This is a genomic window from Pseudomonas sp. G1002, from assembly GCF_013385455.1.
Lineage (GTDB): Bacteria > Pseudomonadota > Gammaproteobacteria > Pseudomonadales > Pseudomonadaceae > Aquipseudomonas.
Window position 1 is genome coordinate 66,645 of record NZ_JACAPY010000038.1, and the last position, 18,164, is coordinate 84,808.

Genomic DNA, 18,164 nt, shown 5'->3' on the forward strand with positions numbered 1-18,164 from the left:
CGGCGTGCTACTGACAGGTGGGGGGTAGTGACTGATCTGCGCAGGCTGCTGGCTCCCGCACGGCACGACCGCAGCGTTGACCGCTGAATCGACTACCGCTATGCGCAGGGAAGCTGGCATGTGCTGATCTTTTATGAAGGGATGAACAAGGTGTCTGGAAACACCTGCGGCCGACTATAACCAGCTGGGGACATGCTTTGCAATAACTTCGCCCGCACAAATCCAGCGCATAAAAAAACCGCTCATCGGAGCGGTTTTTTCGTGCCAGCAAAAGCCTTAACCAAACAACCAATACCCCAGCGCCGTCAGCACCACCACCGCCAGCACTGGCCGCAGGATGCGATAAGCCTTCGGATGCTTGCGCTTCCACTGCTTGACCACGCCACTGAAGCTGTCGCTGAAGCGCTTGCTCCAGGCATACGCCTGGTTGATCCCGCCAACGCGTTCGTCATCCAGGTTCTGCGGCGCGGTGGCGCGCCCCAGTTGCGCGCTGACCCAACGGTTGATGCGGGTCATCAGGCGGTTGCTCAGCGGGCGTTCGATGTCGCAGAACAGGATCACCCGGGTGTGCTCGGTTTCGTTCTTCACCCAGTGCACGTAGGTCTCGTCGAACATTACATCTTCACCGTCGCGCCAGGCGTACACCTGGCCGTCGACGAAAATACGGCAGTCGTCGGAGTTCGGCGTGGACAGCCCGAGGTGATAACGCAGGGAACCGGCAAACGGGTCGCGATGCGGGTTGAGGTGGCTGCCACCCGGCAACAGGGCGAACATCGCGCCCTTGACGTTGGGAATGCTGCTGACCAGGGCCACGGTTTTCGGGCACAGCAGTTCAGCCGACGGCAACGGTTTGTCGTACCACTTGAGGTAGAAACGCTTCCAGCCCTTCTTGAAGAACGAGCCGAAACCGGCGTCGTTGTTCTTCTCCGCGGCGCGGATGTAGCCCTCGTCGAACAGGTGCATGGCCTCTTCGCGAATCACTTCCCAGTTGTCCTTGAGCACGTCCAGCTCCGGGAACTTGCTGCGGTCCAGGTACGGCTTGGACGGCACGGCGGAGAAGATGTACATCAAGGCGTTGTACGGGGCGAACAGCGCTGAATGGTTGACGAACTGACGCAACATCGGCAAACGGGCCTTGCCACGCAAATGCACATACAGCGTGCTGCCGATAAACAGCAGCAACACCGACAGTTTGGCGGCCAAAGAAAAGGTCATGCAGCAACTCCTGGAAATAGGCGTCTGGCCATTAGCCTCCCGTTAAGGGGAAACCAGACGTAGCAGCCGGCCATGATAAACACTCCGGGCCTCGGGAAAAACCCGCGCACTCCAACAATCAGCATCTAGCGGTGCGCGATAACGGGCCAATTATGCATAAGGGCCACGCCATCGCGCTGATTTGAATCAAGCCTGGTTTTCCTGATCGGTGAACAAATCGGCGAACAGCATGCTCGACAGGTAGCGTTCACCGGAGTCCGGCAGCACCACGACGATGGTCTTGCCCTGCATTTCCGGCTTCTCCGCCAGTCGCACCGCCACGGCCATCGCCGCGCCGCAGGAGATACCACACAGAATCCCCTCCTCCTGCATCAGGCACAACGCCATGGCCTTGGATTCTTCGTCGCTGACCAGTTCGACCCGGTCGACCATCGACAGGTCGAGGTTCTTCGGCACAAAACCGGCGCCGATACCCTGGATCTTGTGGGGGCTGGGCTTGATCTCTTCACCGGCCAGCGCCTGGGTAATCACCGGCGAACTGATCGGCTCCACCGCCACCGACAGGATCGGCTTGCCCTGGATGTTCTTGATATAGCGCGACACCCCGGTGATGGTGCCGCCAGTGCCCACGCCCGCTACCAGCACGTCCACCGCGCCATCAGTGTCATTCCAGATTTCCGGACCGGTGGTTTTCTCGTGGATCGCCGGGTTGGCCGGGTTTTCGAACTGGGCCGGCATAAAGTACCTGGCCGGGTCGCTGGCAAGGATTTCGCCGGCTTTTTCAATCGCGCCCTTCATGCCCTTGGCCGGCTCGGTCAACACCAGTTCGGCGCCGAGGGCCTTGAGCACCTTGCGGCGCTCGATGCTCATGGAGGCGGGCATGGTCAGCAACAGCTTGTAACCACGGGCGGCGGCAACAAATGCCAGGCCGATCCCGGTGTTGCCGGAAGTCGGCTCGACAATGGTCATGCCCGGCTTGAGTTTGCCGCTGCCTTCGGCATCCCAGATCATGTTTGCGCCAATCCGGCACTTCACCGAATACCCCGGGTTACGCCCTTCGATCTTGGCCAGGATAGTCACGCCACGCGGCGCGATACGGTTGATCTGAACCAGGGGCGTGTTACCGATGGAGTGCGCGTTGTCTGCAAAAATGCGGCTCATGACGGGTCCTTAAGGCAATTTCAGGAAGGCCCCAAGGGTATGCCTCGTGTTGCAAGGCGTCCAGTCAAGCGAACGTCCGGCGGCGCCAGCAGTCAATCGCCTACACGGATGGAGAATTTTCCTATGAAACGTCGCTACAGTTGGCCGCTCTGGACCCTCGTCGGGGTCGTGGTACTGCTGGTCGTCCTGGATATCGCCCTGCCCTATCTGGTGCGCAATTACCTGAATGACAAACTCGCCGACATGGGCGATTACCGCGGCCAGGTCACCGATGTCGACCTCGCACTGTGGCGCGGCGCCTATCGGATCAACGGCTTGCAGATCGTCAAGGTCGACGGCAAGGTGCCGGTACCGTTCGTCAAGGCGCCGGTGATCGACCTGTCGGTCAGCTGGCATTCGCTGTGGTACGACCACGCGGTGGTGGCCGAGGCACAGTTCATCAAGCCGGAGCTGAACTTCGTCGACGGCGGCACCAACAAACAGGCGTCCCAGACCGGTCAGGGCACCGACTGGCGGGCCCAACTGAGCAAACTGTTGCCGATCACCCTCAACGAGGTACGCATCGACGACGGAAAGATCGCGTTCCATAACTTCAGTTCGAAACCGCCGGTCAATATGTACGCGACCCAGGTCAACGCCAGCTTCTACAACCTGACCAACGTGGTGGATGTCAAAGGCCAGCGCGACGCGCGCTTCGACGGCAAGGCGCTGTTTCTGGGCCAGGCACCGCTGGAAGCCACCGCCACGTTCGACCCCTTGAGCAATTTCGAAAACTTCGAATTCCGCTTCCGGGCCCGGGATATCGAACTCAAGCGCATGAATGACTTCGCCTCGGCCTACGGCAAGTTCGACTTCAATGCCGGCACCGGCGACCTGGTGGTGGAAGCCCAGGCCGAAAAAGGCCAGTTGACCGGCTACATCAAGCCTTTGCTGCGCAATGTCGAAGTGTTCAACTGGCAGCAGGATGTCGAGAACAAGGACAAGGGCATCTTCCGGTCGATCTGGGAGGCGGTGGTTGGCGTCAGCGAAACCGTGCTGAAGAACCAGCAGAAAAACCAGTTCGCCACCCGCGTGGAGCTCAGCGGCAACGTGCACCAGCAAGATATCAGCGCGTTCCAGGCGTTTTTGCAGATTTTGCGCAATGGTTTTGTCCAGGCCTTCAACGCCCGCTATGAACAACCCAAGCCCTCGACAGATTGATCTTCAACGTGACTGCCCATTCAGAGACTGAATAGCCCGTCTGCGTTCACAGTCGCCGGGGCTGCGCGGTATAGTCGGGCCAAGCTGATTACTCGCCCGCTTCGGTCCTGCACCGTTCGGCGTCACGTTCGAGGATTGATAGATGAAGTTCGAAGGCACCCAGGCCTACGTTGCCACCGATGACCTGAAACTGGCCGTCAACGCCGCCATCACATTGGAGCGGCCACTGCTGGTCAAGGGCGAACCGGGCACCGGCAAGACCATGCTCGCCGAGCAACTGGCCGAATCCTTTGGCGCCAAGCTGATCACCTGGCACATCAAGTCCACCACCAAGGCGCACCAGGGCCTGTACGAGTACGACGCGGTGAGCCGCCTGCGAGACTCGCAACTGGGCGTGGACAAGGTGCACGACGTACGCAACTACCTGAAAAAGGGCAAGCTCTGGGAAGCCTTCGAGTCCGAGGAGCGGGTCATCCTGCTGATCGACGAAATCGACAAGGCCGACATCGAGTTCCCCAACGACCTGCTGCAAGAACTCGACAAGATGGAGTTCTACGTCTACGAAATCGACGAGACCATCAAGGCCAAGAAGCGCCCGATCATCATCATTACCTCCAACAACGAAAAAGAGCTGCCGGACGCGTTCCTGCGCCGCTGCTTCTTCCACTACATCGCCTTCCCGGACCGCACCACCCTGCAAAAGATCGTCGACGTACACTACCCGGACATCAAGAAAGACCTGGTCAGCGAAGCCCTCGACGTATTCTTTGACGTGCGCAAAGTACCGGGCCTGAAGAAAAAACCGTCCACCTCCGAACTGGTGGACTGGCTGAAACTGCTGATGGCCGACAACATCGGCGAAGCGGTGCTGCGCGAGCGCGACCCCACCAAGGCCATCCCGCCCCTGGCCGGTGCCCTGGTGAAGAACGAGCAGGACGTGCAGTTGCTGGAACGCCTGGCGTTCATGAGCCGTCGCGGTAACCGATAAGGGCGATTGCCATGCTGCTCAACCTGTTCAATGAAATGCGTGCAGCCAAGGTGCCGGTGTCGGTGCGTGAGCTGCTGGACCTGATCAACGCGCTGAAACAGCGCGTGACCTTCGCCGACATGGACGAGTTCTACTACCTGGCCCGGGCGATCCTGGTGAAGGACGAACGGCATTTCGACAAGTTCGACCGGGCCTTCGGCGCCTACTTCAACGGCCTGGAAAAACTCGACGATCACCTGCAGGCGCTGATCCCCGAAGACTGGCTGCGCAAGGAATTCGAACGCTCGCTGACCGACGAAGAGCGCGCACAGATCCAGTCCCTCGGCGGGCTCGACAAGCTCATCGAAGAATTCAAGAAACGTCTGGAAGAACAGAAGGAACGCCACGCCGGCGGCAACAAGTGGATCGGCACCGGCGGTACCAGCCCCTTCGGCTCCGGCGGCTTCAACCCCGAAGGCATTCGCGTGGGGGATGCCGGCAAGCGCCAGGGCAAGGCGGTCAAGGTCTGGGACCAGCGCGAGTACAAGAACCTCGATGATTCGGTGGAACTGGGCACGCGCAACATCAAGATCGCCCTGCGCCGCCTGCGCAAGTTCGCACGCCAGGGTGCGGCGGAAGAGCTCGACATTGACGGCACCATCGACCATACGGCCCGCGATGCCGGGCTGCTGAATATCCAGATGCGCCCGGAGCGGCGCAACACCATCAAGCTGTTGCTGCTGTTCGACATCGGCGGCTCGATGGATGCCCATGTGAAGACTTGCGAAGAGTTGTTCTCGGCGTGCAAGACCGAGTTCAAGCACCTGGAGTATTTCTACTTCCACAACTTCATCTATGAATCGGTGTGGAAGAACAACATGCGCCGGGGCTCGGAACGCACCTCGACCCAGGATTTGCTGCACAAGTACGGTGCCGACTACAAAGTGATCTTTATCGGCGATGCGGCCATGGCGCCGTATGAAATCACCCAGGCCGGCGGCAGCGTCGAGCACTGGAATGAAGAGCCCGGGTATGTGTGGATGCAGCGGTTCATGGAGAAGTACAAGAAGCTGATCTGGATTAATCCGTACCCGAAAGATACCTGGGGCTATACGGCGTCCACCGGGATTGTCCGGGACTTGATCGAAGACCAGATGTTTCCGTTGACGTTGCGCGGGCTTGAGGAAGGGATGCGCTTTTTGTCGAAGTAAGTTGTTTCCCAGACAACCACGATCAAATGTGGGAGCGGGCTTGCTCGCGAAAGCGCAGTGTCAGTCACCGAATATATTGGCTGATACACCGCCTTCGCGAGCAAGCCCGCTCCCACATTTTGTCCTGCGGCGGTCTTTAGTTTCTGGCAAGGTACTGCAAATACTCCACTTGCTGGCGATGCGCCGTTTCCTGCACCACCGGCGCCAACCTCACCTTCTCCCCCGGCAAGCACTGCGCCAGCCGCGCCAGCGCCAATGGCGTCAACGCGCCCAATCGTGGGTAGCCGCCAATGGTCTGCCGGTCATTGAGCAACACAATCGGCTGCCCATCCGGCGGCACCTGGATCGCCCCCAGCGGGATGCCTTCCGAGATCAGCGACGGCCCCTGATACTCCAGCGGCGTGCCAAGCAAGCGCATGCCCATGCGGTCGGCACGGCTGTCGAGGGTCCACTCGCTGTTGAACACATCAAACAGACTCTGCCCGCCAAACTGACCGATCTGCGCCCCGAGGATCACCTCCAGTGGCGCCTTGGAATCCAGCTTCGGCAATTGCCCGGCGGACAACACCTGCATCGCACCGCCCACGCCCGAATAGGTCAATTGCGCACCTTCGGCCAGTGACCGGCCAAAGCCATCCAGCCCGCCCAGTTCTTCACGGCCCACCGTGGCGCAACTGCCCAGCACCTGCGGCGCATCAAACCCGCCCGGCGCTGCCAGGTAAGCCCGCGCACCGCTGAAAGGCTGGGTAAAACGCAAGCGCTGGCCCTTTTGCAGAATAAAGCTGCGCCCCGGGCTGATCGCGCGCTCGTCGACATACGCGCCCAAGTCCGCCCCGGCCAGCGCCAGCAGGCAATAGTCCTCGGCCTGCACGGTGAAGCCACCCAAGGTGATTTCCACCACCGGCGCATCCAGGGCATTGCCCAGCAACCAATTGGCCCACGACATCGACACCCAATCCAGCGCGCCGCCCTGGGTCACGCCCAAGTGCCTTACGCCAAAACGTCCAGCGTCCTGCAACAAGCAGAGCGGGGTGCTGGCCTCGATCAACAAGCGGCTCATGCCTGGGCCTCCAACGGTGTGTCATCGCCACCCAGGTTGATGAATTCGCGATGGCTGACCGCTTCGTAACGCACGGTGTCCCCCGGCTGCATCAGACTGTAGCCGTCGCGTTCGCGGTCAAACAACTTGGCCGGTGTGCGGCCGATCAGGTTCCAGCCACCTGGCGAGACCACCGGATAAGCCGCCGTCTGCCGCTCGGCGATGCCCACGCTGCCCGCCGCCACCCGCTTGCGCGGGGTGTTGAGCCGCGGTGTCGCGAGCTGTTCATCCACCAGCCCCATAAAGGCAAACCCCGGGGCGAAGCCCAAGGCGAATACCTGGTACTCATGCTGGCTGTGACGGCGAATCACCTCCTCCACTGCCAGGCCACTGCGCTGCGCCAGCAACGCCAACTCCGGGCCGACACTCAGGTCATACCAGACCGGCAACACATGGCATCGCCCGCTGCCCTTGGGTTCGGGCTGCAATTCCTTGAGCGCCTGGTCGATCAACGCCCGTGCCTGGCCAGGGTCCAGCGCCAGCAGGTCGTAGTGCACCATCAGGGTCGTGTAGGACGGCACCAGGTCCACCAGCGCCGGGCCAAAACCTTCGCGCAAACGGCGGGTGGCGGCGAGCATCCAGGGCATGTTGTCTTCGGCGATCACTTCAAACAGGCGCACCATCAGGCAGTCGATGGCCACCACTTCAATCCGTGGCTTCATGCTGGGGTCAACGCCTCGCGGATGCGCTGCACGGCAGCCACTGAGCTGGTGTTATCGCCATGCACGCACAAGGTATTGGCTTGCAGGTGCAACGGACTGCCATCACTGGCGACCAACTGTTCTCCCCGGGCGATGATCAAGGCCTGCTGGATGATCTTTTCCGGGTCATGATGCACCGCGCCCGGCAACTGGCGGGAGACCAGATGGCCGGCGCTGTCGTAGGCACGGTCGGCAAAGGCTTCGAACCACAGGGTCACGCCATATTCGTCACCCAAGGCCTGGGCGGCGCTGTTGTCACGGGTGGCCATCAGCATCAATGGCAGGCTGGCGTCGTAGGCCGCCACGGCCTGGATCACCGCACGCAATTGCGCAGGCTTGGCCATCATGTCGTTGTACATCGCGCCATGGGGTTTGACGTAGCTGACCCGCCCGCCCTGGGCCCGGCAAATACCGTCGAGGGCGCCGACCTGGTAGTGCAACAGGTCCTGGATTTCCTGCGGGGTGTAGGCCATGGAGCGGCGGCCGAAACCCTGCAGGTCCTGGTACGCCGGGTGCGCGCCCACCTGAACGCCATGCTCGAAGGCCAGGCTGACGGTCTTGCGCATGATGCTCGGGTCGCCGGCGTGGAAACCGCAGGCTACGTTGGCGCAATCAATGAACGGCATGACTTCGGCGTCCAGACCCAAGGTCCAGTTGCCAAAGCTTTCGCCGATGTCGCAGTTCAATAGCAGGCGGCTCACGGTAGGGCTCCTGTAGGCTTTATTTTTTTGTAGTGTGGGATCTTTTACCAAGATCTCGCAACGATGTTGTCCCGAGCCCCAACGACGCTTATCGTGAGACAGCTCGATTTTTGGCGGTTGCGGCACGCTGCGTCCAACTAATAAAAAACAATCCATGCATAAGAAAAGTTGATCCCATGAATTTGAAGTTCCTCGAAACCTTCGTCTGGGTGGCCAAGCTCAAGAGCTTTCGCCTCACGGCAGAGAAGCTGTTCACCACCCAGGCCTCGATCTCCAGCCGCATCGCCGTGCTGGAAAGCGAGTTGGGGGTGAAGCTGTTCCTGCGCGATTCCCGAGGTGTGAGCCTGACGCCGGAAGGCTTGAAGGTGCTCGATTATGCCGAGCAGATGATGGCGACCATGCAAGGGCTCAAGCAGTCCCTGGAAACCACCAGCAGCAAGGTCGGGCGTATCCGCATCGGAGTGATGGACACGGTGATCCACACCTGGCTGAGCGCGCTGGTGGCAGAACTGACGGACAACTTTCCGCGGGTAGAAATCGAGTTGGTCGCCGATACCGCGCTGAACCTCAGCGATCAGTTGCAAAAAGGCTTTCTCGACCTGATCCTGCAAACCGACCTGCTGCGCCAGGAAACCTTGCGCAGCCTGGAACTGGCCAGCCACCCCATGGGCTGGATCGTCGCCAGCCACTCGATCTACAACCGCGACTACGCGTCCCTCGCCGAACTGGCCCAGGAGCGCATCATCACCTACTCGAAAAACTCCTGTCCGCACCAGGACGTGCTCAGCCTGATGCAGGCTAACGGCGTATCCGCCCCACGGATGAACTGTGTGAACTCGGTGTCAGCGATCACCCGCCTGCTGCGGGACGGGTTCGGGATTGGTGCGTTCCCGCCCGTATTGGTCAGTGAAGAGCTGGCACGAGGTGAATTGACCATGCTGCCCATGGAACAACGGCCGCCGAACCTGCAGGTGGTGGTGTCGTGGCGAGTGGGCGTGGAGTTGGTGGAGGAGATTGTGGCGCTGTGCCAGAGCGTGGTGCAGCAGTATGCGCAGAAGGTGGGCGAGGACTTGATGGTGTTGAGCAAACCCATGCCACTGAAGGAACCGATTTAAAACTGTGGGAGCGGGCGTGTGCGCGAATGCGGTGTGCCAGCCACCCAATATGTCACTGACGCACCGCATTCGCGAGCAAGCCCGCTCCCACAATTTGACCGCGTCAGCCTTTAAAGCCCCTTGAGGTCCCGCTCTTCAATCGGTCGGCTCTGGCGCAGGCGCTTGCCGCCCAACACCACCCAGTCGATCAGGCGGAACAGGCACTCGATGCCGAACGACAACAACATCGCCCCGCCCAGGCCCCAGCCCATGGCTTCCGGGGTCAGCAACAGCATGTAGCTGTAGCCGTTCCAGGTTTCCTGGCGAATCGCCGGGTCGGCGGCCACCGCCACTTGCAGCGCGCGGATGTACCACGGGCCCTGCATCGCCTGGAACTGCTTATCCAGCGCTACCTGGCGGTCGAGCAAGGTGCCCAGGCTGTTGGCATCGCTGCGAAACACCGGGTCGTCACTGGCACGGTAATGGGCCACCAGCGCCTGCAAGTCACCGTTGAAGAACTGTTGCGCCGTGGCATCGAAGCCGCGCAAGCCGGTCTGGGCTTCGATCAAGTGGGCTTCGACGCGCTTGGCGTAGTCGCTGATAAACCCCGGCACCTGCACACCGACCAACAGACCCACGGCAAACAACACCAGTCGCAAATAGCTGAGCAACATATTCGACGTCCTTATTCCGTTTTACCTTGGCTGACACATTCGCCGCGTCGCCACAGGCTCCACTGGCCCGGTTCGTAGCGGGTCCAGGTCTCGTTTTCGGTCAGGGGTTCGGTGGCAATTACCGTCACCACGTCATTGGGGGTGGTTTCGGCCTGAAAATCGACGATCACGTCGACATCTTTCAACCGTGCGGGGCCAAATGGCGCACGCCGGGTGATCTGTGCCAGTTTGGTCGAGCAATAGCAGAACAGCCAGTCACCGTCGCTGAGCAGGCAGTTGAACACGCCCTTGCTGCGGTATTCGCTGCAGGCGGCGATCAGGTCCGGCAGCACCTGTTCGATGTCCACCGGTTCCGGGAACGCTTCACGGACTCGGTTGAGCAAATCGCAGAACGCCGCTTCGCTGTCGGTATCGCCCACCGGGCGGTAGAACGTGGCGCGGGGGTTGAAGTCCGCCAGTTGACCGTTATGCGCAAAGCACCAGTTACGGCCCCACAGTTCACGGACGAACGGATGGGTATTGGACAGGCACACCTTGCCCACATTGGCCTGGCGGATATGGCCAATCACCACTTCACTCTTGATGGGATAACGCTGCACCAGCAGCGCGACTTCCGATTCGCTGCTGGCCGCCGGGTCCTGGAACAACCGCAGGCCACGGCCCTCGTAGAAGGCGATGCCCCAACCGTCGCGGTGGGGCCCGGTACGTCCGCCGCGCTGCATCAGCCCGGTGAAGCTGAAGACGATATCGGTCGGTACGTTGGCACTCATGCCCAATAATTCACACATGCCAGGCTTCTCGATACAGGGCGTACAACGTTAAAGGCGCGGTTCGACCCGCATACCGCTGACAGGTGCCGGGCGACCGTAACGCTCATCGGCGAAGGGTTCGTCGTCATCCTCCGGCTCGGCGGCAGCGGCTGCCGCAGCGGCGGCCTTCTGCTCACGACGAACCCTGGCGGCACGCTCGATGGGCCAGCGGATCAGCACGAACACCAGGTACACGCCGAACGCGATCATGCAATACATGAACAGATCGGAAATCGCCCGCCAGGCGTTGTTGCCGACCTTGAGCACCAGGTCCAGGGCGGTGATGGCCACGGCCGGGGCGAACTGGGTCTTCACCGGGTCGACGATGGTCGGGCTGAACAGCAGCACCGCCACCAGCAACCGCAGCGGCTCGCGCAGCCAGCGCCACATCCAGCGGGTCATGGCAAACCACACCAACAGGCAACCCAGGGCTGCGAAGGCGTAGAGGCCCCAAGCGATCAGATAGTCGTTCTCGGTCATGGTGTCCATGGCAAGGTAGGCAAACAGGCCGCTATGATAACGGCTTTTCAGTGCCGAGGCTGCAATGCCGTCGGCCAACCGCCAGACAGAGAGTGATCCATGCCCCCATCGACCCACATCACTGCCGCCCCGATCGCCCGCAAGGCCCCAGGCACCGACCCGTATGCCTGGCTGCAAGCGCGTGACAGCGCCGAGGTGCTCGATTACCTCAAGGCGGAAAATGCCTGGCAAGAAGCACAATTGTCCGACCAGCAGGCGCTGCGCGAGACCCTGTTCGAGGAGATCAAGGGCCGCATTCTCGAAACCGACCTGTCCCTGCCCTCGCCCTGGGGCCCGTACCTGTATTACACCCGCACCACCGCCGGCGACGAATACGCCCGCCACTACCGCTGCCCGCGCCCGGCGGACGACAGCCAACAGGTCGACGAAAGCGCGGAAGAGCTGCTGCTGGATCCGAACGTACTGGCCAATGGCGGCTTTTTCTCCCTCGGCGCCTTCAGCATCAGCCCGGACCACCAGCGCCTGGCCTACAGCCTGGATACCAGCGGCGAAGAGATCTACACCCTCTACGTGAAGGAATTGGCCACCGGCAAGGTCAGCGAACTGGAGTTTGAAGACTGCGATGGCAGCATGACCTGGGCCAACGACAGCCTGACCCTGTTCTTCACCGAACTGGACGACACCCATCGCCCGCACAAGCTGTATCGCTATCGCCTGGACGGCACTGCCGCCGAAGAAGTGTTCCACGAGCCTGACGGACGTTTCTTCCTGCACTGCTACCGCTCCAGCTCCGAGCGTCAGTTGCTGCTGGCCCTGGGCAGCAAGACCACCAGCGAGATCTGGGCCCTGGACGCCGAAAAGCCGCAGCAGGCGTTTACCTGCATGGCGCCACGGGTCGAAGGCCATGAATATGACGTCGACCACGGCAAGCTGGACGACCAGTGGACCTGGTTTATCCGCAGCAACCGTGACGGCATCAACTTTGCGCTGTTCCAGGCGGCCGACACCGGCAGTGTGCCGACCCAGGACGACTGGCTGAACCTGATCCCCCACGACGACGCGGTAATGCTCGATGGCGTAAGCCTCAATGCCCGGGCCATGACCCTGAGCCTGCGGATCGGCGGCCTGCCGATCATCGAAGTGCACCCACAGGGGCAAGCCGCTTATCGCGTAGAGTTACCGGACGCGGCCTACAGCCTCTATGTGCAAAACAGCCTGGAATTTGCCAGCGACAAGATCCGCCTGCGCTATGAGGCGCTGAACCGCCCGGCCCAGGTTCGTCAGCTGGAACTGGCCGGCGGCGCACAACAAGTGCTCAAGGAAACCCCGGTGCTGGGCGTGTTCAACGCCGACGACTACGTCAGCCAACGCCTGTGGGCAACGTCGGCCGATGGCACTCAGGTGCCGATCAGTCTTGTCGTCCGACGCGATCAGTTGGGTAAGCCGACGCCCCTGTATCTGTACGGCTACGGCGCCTACGGCCACAGCCTCGACCCGTGGTTCTCCCACGCCCGCCTGAGCCTGCTGGACCGTGGCGTGGCCTTCGCCATTGCCCATGTACGCGGCGGTGGCGAACTGGGTGAGGCCTGGTATCGCGGCGGCAAGCAGGAGCACAAGCAAAACACCTTCAGCGACTTTATCGCGTGCGCCGAACACTTGATCGCCCAGGGCCTGACCACCTCCAAGCAACTGGCCATCAGCGGCGGCAGCGCCGGTGGCCTGTTGATCGGCGCGGTGCTCAATCAACGCCCGGAGCTGTTCCAGGCGGCGATTGCCGAAGTGCCGTTCGTCGATGTGCTCAACACCATGCTCGACCCCGAGTTGCCGCTGACCATCACCGAGTACGACGAATGGGGCAACCCGCAGGAGCCCGAGGTGTATGAGCGGATCAAGGCGTACGCACCGTACGAAAACGTCAGCGCCCAAGCCTACCCGGCGACGCTGGTGATCGCCGGCTACAACGACAGCCGCGTGCAGTATTGGGAAGCGGCGAAGTGGGTGGCCAAGCTGCGCGACACCAGGACCGACGACAACCTGTTGCTGCTCAAGACCGAGCTGGGCGCCGGCCACGGCGGCATGAGTGGTCGTTACCAGGGATTACGTGACGTAGCACTCGAATATGCATTTGTTTTCAAGGCGCTGGGGCTGATTTAAGGAACTCCGCCTGGCGGGCCGGTCTGAACACTTGACCGCCGGGCGTGCCCTGCACGATTTATGGACAAAGACTGTAAGCCTCATGCCAGAACCGACCTTACTCAATAACGAAATCCGCGACATGCTGATGGATTGCGGGCTGTTCGACCCATTGCTGCCGGAAGACTTCCACGTAGCGGCGGGCTATTTCAACATCAGCAGCATCGCCCGCGATGAGGTGATTTTCCTCGAGGGCGACGCGGGCACCTTCATGTGCATCATTCACTCAGGCCAGGTGGCGGTGCAGAAGACCAACCATGCAGGCCAGCGCCTGACTATCGCCACCTTGCGCAGCGGGCGGACCTTTGGCGAGATGGCTGTGCTGGACGGCGAGCGCCGCTCCGCCAGCTGTGTGGCGGCCAGCGATTGCGTGCTATTGAACCTGGGCAAGGATTCCCTGGAAAAGATGCTCAACGATGCACCGAAAATCGCGGCCAAGATCATTCGTGCGATTGCTATCGCCCTGTCCAGGCGCCTGCGCATGGCGGACGGGCAATTGCTGTCCCAGCAGTTTTAGCCGCCCGGGGTCTTGGGCTTGATGTCGTTTTGCTGCAAGCCGGGGATCGTCTGGTCCTTCGGCGGCGCGGGCAGCACGATCGGCGCCAACAATGGCTCACCGCTGCCGGCCGCCTTTGGCGTTGCCGGTGGCGTGACTTGCGGATAAGGCGTGGGCGTTGCAGTACCCGGTGAACCCGCCGTAGGCGCGGGGGTAATCGGCACGGTTTGCGACTCCTGAGCCTGGGCCACACCGCCAAGGGCGAGCGCGCTCCACACAATGACCGTTAGAATGCTGCACTTCATCGATGGCTCCATGGCCTGACCGTAAAGTCGTAAGGCTACTCCCAACCGCGCAAGAATGCCCTTCCCAATGAGATTTCCATGAAACGTTTCGTTCTGCTGGACACCACCCCGATCCCCGACAACGGCGGTGCCTTGTGCCTGTTCGAGTACGGTGAGGATTTTGTCATCAAGATTCAGGGCGGTGACGGTGGCCAGTTGATGAACACGCGCATGCACGGTTCCGAGGATGCGCTGGCGGAGATTCCGTGCCGCAAAGTCGCCGGTCGGCCCGGCTCCAGGGTGTTGATTGGCGGCCTGGGCATGGGTTTTACCCTGGCGGCAGCGCTCAAGCATTTGGGCAAGACTGCCGAAGTGGTGGTTGCCGAGCTGGTGCCCGGCGTGGTCGAGTGGAATCGCGGGCCCCTGGGGGAAAAGTCCGGCCGCCCGCTGCTGGACCCGCGCACCGTGATCCGTATGGAAGACGTGGCCAAGGTGCTGCAGGCCGAGCCCCAGGGGTTTGACGCGATCATGCTGGACGTCGACAACGGCCCCGAAGGCCTGACGCAAAAAGCCAACAGCTGGCTGTATTCCGCCGGTGGCCTAAGCGCCTGCGCCAAGGCGCTACGGCCCAAGGGCGTGCTGGCGGTATGGTCGGCCAGCGCCGACAAGCAGTTCAGCGACAAACTGCGCAAGGCCGGCTTCAAGGCCGAGGAAGTGCAAGTGTTTGCCCATGGCAACAAGGGCACGCGGCATACCATCTGGATTGCCGAGAAACTCAAGGGCTGAAACAGCCGCCTGAATTCACTGCGCGGGTCGTAGGTCAGATCGACCGGCGCAGTCGATTCAAATGCCTCAAGCCTTCCAGCACCAACACCACCACGGCCAGCCAGATCGGCAGGTAGGTCATCCATTGGCCCGGTTTGAGGGCGTCTCCCAGCATCAGCGACACGGCCACCAGCAGCACCGGCTCTGCGTAACTGAGCAAACCGAACAGGCTGAACGGCAACAGCCGGCTGGCCAGGATGTAGGAATAACCCGCCGCCGCGCTGACCAACCCCATGAGTGGCACCAGCCAATAGAGCGCCGGGCGCTGCGCCAGGGTCTCGTTGATGGGCTCACTACCGAGGACGAACCACAGCGCGACCGGAATCATCAGCATCATGTCCAGCCACAGCCCGCCGAGGTTGTCGGTGCCACAACGCCTGCGCAGCACGAAATACAGCGGATAACCGACGCACACCACCAGGGTGGTCCAGGAGAACCCGCCCGTGCGATACAGCTCGTTGGCCACGCCCACCGCCGCCAGCGCAGCGGCAATTTTTTGCAGATGGGAAAGGCGTTCGCCGTAAACGATGCGCCCGGTGATGACCATGGTCAGCGGTAACAGGAAATAGCCCAGCGACACATCCAGGCCGTGGCCATTGAGGGGCGCCCACATGAATATCCACAACTGCACACCCACCAGGGCACTGGTGAGCACGACACAAGGCAGCAATGCGGGTTTCTCCCGCAGACGCTTGTAGATCAACGGCACCCACTTCCAGTCTCCGGAGAGGCACAGCAGCAACGTCATGAAGGGCAACGAGATGAGCATTCGCCAGCCAAATATCTGCTGGCCATTCAAGGGTTCAAGAAGGGAGGTAAAGAAATACAGCACACCAAACAGGAAGGAAGCGGAAACCGCCAGAACAACGCCTTTAGACACAACAGCCTCTACAAAAAATTGCATGTATTCAATTGAAGCAGGCCGTTGCATTCACGCAGTGTGAATATCAGTGAGATGAACATCAGAAGTTTATTAACGGGCACCATAAACTTACAACTTGCACGGGACACTTATCCCGAATCTTCAAGTTATAACAACAGGGTTACGCGTCGATCTTTTATTATTTGCACGACGATCATCAGACACTTCAACCACCCGACTTCGGTTATTGGAAGCAGTACGCTCTGGATGAGCGCTTCTGATTTGAAACGCCACAACGTCAACCACGGGGGTTGATATCGTGAAAGGAAAGCCCGGCTTGCGGGAAACTGACAGTCGCCAGGAAAGACCTGACGTATTGACTACCTGACGCCACCACAGAACACACTAACGGCAGTAGGCCAAGAGGCGCCACATTAAACAAACTGGCAAAGTTAGTCCAACACTTTATCACCCTGAAGACAATTAAATGCCCCACGGCATTTAAATCGATACTTGCCGGATCTTTACTGTATATTAAGCCGTTATACGCCCGACAGAAACAGCACAAGGCCGCCCCTGCCGGTTCGTCACTTAGTTACTTCTACTGTCGATAACGTAGGGCACTTTCTTCTTGAACGTATCGTTCAGTTCTTTGCGGTCAAGTGACGTGAAGCCGCCCAACTGCCGGGCGCTGAAGCCGCTGTCCCCTACCGATGCCTCGGGCGCCAGGCTGACCATGCGCTTGGCTACCGCCTCGATTGCCTTTTCATACCCGCCTTGCTTGTTCAGGTTGAACGCGCCGAGGTCAATCTGCGTGCGCAACCACCCTCCCCAGTAAAACTCCAGGAATTCCGGCACCACCTCACCAGAGGTCGGCTTGTCGTAGGACGCCTTGCGGGAGAAGTAAACCAGGCTGCGGAACATATCGTCGCCGAGGTCCTTGAAGCCCAGGTGTGCCGGAATTTGCTCAGGCGTGATGGTCTTGCCCTGGCCGTCCTTGAGCCAGACCTTGCGGCCCTGCTCCATGCGTTTCCAGAAAGTCGCCAGGTCGGGACTGTCGCTGAAGTTATCGGTGACCCGCACCCACATCTTCAGTTTGGCGCCGGCACCTGGCTGCTCCCACAAGGTACTGAACGAGTGGTGGCCGTCAGTGAGGTACAACTGGCCAGCGGGGCCGACCACCACGGTTTTCATGTCCGCCGGGTGGGCGCCTACCGGGTCTTTGCAGGTGAAGCTGCCCGGCTTATGCAGATCGGCATCTTCAGGCACCTTGTCGACACCGCCCTGGCCGTTGGTTTCACAGTATTCGTCGAACACTTTTTTGGGCGACTCGGCAAATACCCCCAGCTTGTAATGGATCTGATCAAAACCGATGACGGCCTGGGTCGGGTGGAGCTGCTCCAGAGCCACATCGATCACCTCGCCTGGCTGGGGCGTGGAAAACGCCTGGACCTGAACACTGACGGCGCACAACAGCAGCGCCCACAACCATGAATGCATCCGCATGAGTACCGCTCCTTATGAATTCAGTTCGTCGATACTACAAACAATCCCCCTCACCGGCATGACTGCGCCTGAAAAAGCCGGAGGTTTATTAGCCCGCAAGCAGCTAGAATCAACGCTATCCGTGATCCACTAAAAGACAGGAGCCATGATGAGCTCGACCAACCCGCCCTCCCACACCGCCAAGCTGGACCGCATCCTCGCCGATGCCCAGCGCGATCGGGAAATGGGCTACCGCGACAAAGCCCTGAAGATGTACCCCCACGTGTGTGGCCGCTGCGCCCGTGAATTCGCCGGCAAGCGCCTGAGCGAACTGACCGTGCACCACCGCAACCACAACCATGACGACAACCCCCAGGACGGCTCCAACTGGGAGTTGCTGTGCCTGTATTGCCACGACAACGAACACTCGCGTTATACCGACCAGCAGTATTTCGGCGAAGGCTCCACCAGCAGCCCGACGATCGCCAAGGCGACGCACAACCCGTTTGCGGCGTTGGCCGGGTTGATGAAGAAAGACGACTGAAGCGATGTAATGAACGACCTGCTGTGGGAGATGGCTCGGCTCGCAGTGGGAGAAGGCTTGTTGTGGCGAGGGAGCTTGCTCCCGCTGGGCTGCGTAGCGGCCCCACGTTTTTTGGGAGCGCTTCGCACTCCAGCGGGAGCAAGCTCCCTCGCCACAGCAAGCC

The 18,164-nt window shown here is 60.8% G+C and carries 19 protein-coding genes; 8 read left to right on the forward strand and 11 right to left on the reverse strand.

The window, feature by feature from the left end:
• Positions 1 to 276: 276 nt before the first annotated feature.
• Both HX801_RS25190 and cysK read right to left on the reverse strand, forming a co-directional pair.
• The gene (locus HX801_RS25190) at positions 277 to 1,215 is read right to left on the reverse strand and encodes an aspartyl/asparaginyl beta-hydroxylase domain-containing protein (protein ID WP_003210693.1); all 939 of its coding nucleotides are present in this window, start codon (positions 1,213 to 1,215) and stop codon (positions 277 to 279) included.
• A gap of 186 nt (positions 1,216 to 1,401) precedes the next feature.
• The gene (gene cysK, locus HX801_RS25195) at positions 1,402 to 2,376 is read right to left on the reverse strand and encodes a cysteine synthase A (protein WP_177022941.1); all 975 of its coding nucleotides are present in this window, start codon (positions 2,374 to 2,376) and stop codon (positions 1,402 to 1,404) included.
• 123 nt (positions 2,377 to 2,499) lie between these two features.
• Between cysK and HX801_RS25200 the strand changes: the two genes are divergently transcribed.
• From HX801_RS25200 to HX801_RS25210, 3 genes are all read left to right on the forward strand, one after another.
• A complete protein-coding gene (locus tag HX801_RS25200) occupies positions 2,500 to 3,576 on the forward strand; it encodes a DUF748 domain-containing protein (RefSeq protein ID WP_087692565.1) in 1,077 nt (358 codons plus the stop codon).
• 142 nt (positions 3,577 to 3,718) lie between these two features.
• Positions 3,719 to 4,564 (forward strand): MoxR family ATPase, encoded by an 846-nt coding sequence (locus HX801_RS25205; protein WP_003210690.1) that lies wholly within the window; start codon positions 3,719 to 3,721, stop codon positions 4,562 to 4,564.
• An 11-nt stretch (positions 4,565 to 4,575) separates the two neighbouring features.
• The gene (locus tag HX801_RS25210; RefSeq protein ID WP_003210689.1) at positions 4,576 to 5,754 is read left to right on the forward strand and encodes a VWA domain-containing protein; all 1,179 of its coding nucleotides are present in this window, start codon (positions 4,576 to 4,578) and stop codon (positions 5,752 to 5,754) included.
• Between the two features lie 136 nt (positions 5,755 to 5,890).
• Here the strand turns inward: HX801_RS25210 and HX801_RS25215 are convergent, their stop codons facing one another.
• The 3 genes from HX801_RS25215 to HX801_RS25225 are packed head-to-tail and all read right to left on the reverse strand — an operon-like array spanning position 5,891 to position 8,255.
• Positions 5,891 to 6,814: a biotin-dependent carboxyltransferase family protein gene (locus HX801_RS25215; protein ID WP_008437952.1), complete on the reverse strand. Its 924-nt coding sequence runs from the start codon at positions 6,812 to 6,814 to the stop codon at positions 5,891 to 5,893.
• Positions 6,811 to 7,515 carry a 5-oxoprolinase subunit PxpB gene (gene pxpB / locus HX801_RS25220; protein WP_003210687.1) on the reverse strand — a complete coding sequence of 235 codons (705 nt, stop codon included), beginning with the start codon at positions 7,513 to 7,515 and terminating at the stop codon, positions 6,811 to 6,813. The genes HX801_RS25215 and pxpB overlap by 4 nt, the downstream gene beginning before the upstream one ends.
• Positions 7,512 to 8,255: a 5-oxoprolinase subunit PxpA gene (locus HX801_RS25225; protein ID WP_102368327.1), complete on the reverse strand. Its 744-nt coding sequence runs from the start codon at positions 8,253 to 8,255 to the stop codon at positions 7,512 to 7,514. Before HX801_RS25225 ends, pxpB begins: the two co-directional genes overlap by 4 nt.
• Before the next feature lie 176 nt (positions 8,256 to 8,431).
• Between HX801_RS25225 and HX801_RS25230 the strand changes: the two genes are divergently transcribed.
• Positions 8,432 to 9,370 carry a LysR family transcriptional regulator gene (locus HX801_RS25230; protein WP_008437943.1) on the forward strand — a complete coding sequence of 313 codons (939 nt, stop codon included), beginning with the start codon at positions 8,432 to 8,434 and terminating at the stop codon, positions 9,368 to 9,370.
• Between the two features lie 110 nt (positions 9,371 to 9,480).
• Here HX801_RS25230 and HX801_RS25235 read toward each other — a convergent pair whose 3' ends face one another.
• Genes HX801_RS25235 through HX801_RS25245 form a run of 3 tightly spaced genes read right to left on the reverse strand, consistent with a single transcriptional unit; the run spans position 9,481 to position 11,390 of the window.
• Positions 9,481 to 10,023 carry a DUF2937 family protein gene (locus HX801_RS25235; RefSeq protein ID WP_003210684.1) on the reverse strand — a complete coding sequence of 181 codons (543 nt, stop codon included), beginning with the start codon at positions 10,021 to 10,023 and terminating at the stop codon, positions 9,481 to 9,483.
• Between the two features lie 11 nt (positions 10,024 to 10,034).
• Positions 10,035 to 10,811: a class II glutamine amidotransferase gene (locus HX801_RS25240; RefSeq protein WP_003210683.1), complete on the reverse strand. Its 777-nt coding sequence runs from the start codon at positions 10,809 to 10,811 to the stop codon at positions 10,035 to 10,037.
• A 30-nt stretch (positions 10,812 to 10,841) separates the two neighbouring features.
• Complete coding sequence (locus tag HX801_RS25245) at positions 10,842 to 11,390, reverse strand: hypothetical protein (protein WP_003210682.1); 549 nt, start codon at positions 11,388 to 11,390, stop codon at positions 10,842 to 10,844.
• Positions 11,391 to 11,411: 21 nt separating this feature from the next.
• Between HX801_RS25245 and HX801_RS25250 the strand changes: the two genes are divergently transcribed.
• Positions 11,412 to 13,466, forward strand: a complete 2,055-nt coding sequence (locus HX801_RS25250) for a S9 family peptidase (protein ID WP_008437939.1) — start codon at positions 11,412 to 11,414, stop codon at positions 13,464 to 13,466.
• An 82-nt stretch (positions 13,467 to 13,548) separates the two neighbouring features.
• The gene (locus HX801_RS25255) at positions 13,549 to 14,022 is read left to right on the forward strand and encodes a cyclic nucleotide-binding domain-containing protein (RefSeq protein ID WP_003210680.1); all 474 of its coding nucleotides are present in this window, start codon (positions 13,549 to 13,551) and stop codon (positions 14,020 to 14,022) included.
• On the opposite strand, the gene HX801_RS25260 is transcribed toward HX801_RS25255, so the two are convergent.
• Positions 14,019 to 14,306, reverse strand: a complete 288-nt coding sequence (locus HX801_RS25260; protein ID WP_003210679.1) for a hypothetical protein — start codon at positions 14,304 to 14,306, stop codon at positions 14,019 to 14,021. The genes HX801_RS25255 and HX801_RS25260 overlap by 4 nt on opposite strands.
• Before the next feature lie 78 nt (positions 14,307 to 14,384).
• Here HX801_RS25260 and HX801_RS25265 point away from each other — a divergent pair, with 78 nt between their 5' ends.
• Entirely contained in the window at positions 14,385 to 15,071 is a 687-nt protein-coding gene (locus HX801_RS25265) for a spermidine synthase (RefSeq protein WP_063032534.1), read from the forward strand.
• A gap of 34 nt (positions 15,072 to 15,105) precedes the next feature.
• Here the strand turns inward: HX801_RS25265 and rarD are convergent, their stop codons facing one another.
• Both rarD and HX801_RS25275 read right to left on the reverse strand, forming a co-directional pair.
• A complete protein-coding gene (gene rarD / locus HX801_RS25270; protein WP_023659097.1) occupies positions 15,106 to 15,990 on the reverse strand; it encodes an EamA family transporter RarD in 885 nt (294 codons plus the stop codon).
• 573 nt (positions 15,991 to 16,563) lie between these two features.
• Complete coding sequence (locus tag HX801_RS25275; RefSeq protein ID WP_177022942.1) at positions 16,564 to 17,478, reverse strand: ParB/Srx family N-terminal domain-containing protein; 915 nt, start codon at positions 17,476 to 17,478, stop codon at positions 16,564 to 16,566.
• Between the two features lie 148 nt (positions 17,479 to 17,626).
• On the opposite strand from HX801_RS25275, the gene HX801_RS25280 reads away from it, so the two are divergent.
• Positions 17,627 to 18,001: a YajD family HNH nuclease gene (locus HX801_RS25280; RefSeq protein ID WP_003210675.1), complete on the forward strand. Its 375-nt coding sequence runs from the start codon at positions 17,627 to 17,629 to the stop codon at positions 17,999 to 18,001.
• The last annotated feature ends 163 nt before the right edge of the window (positions 18,002 to 18,164 follow it).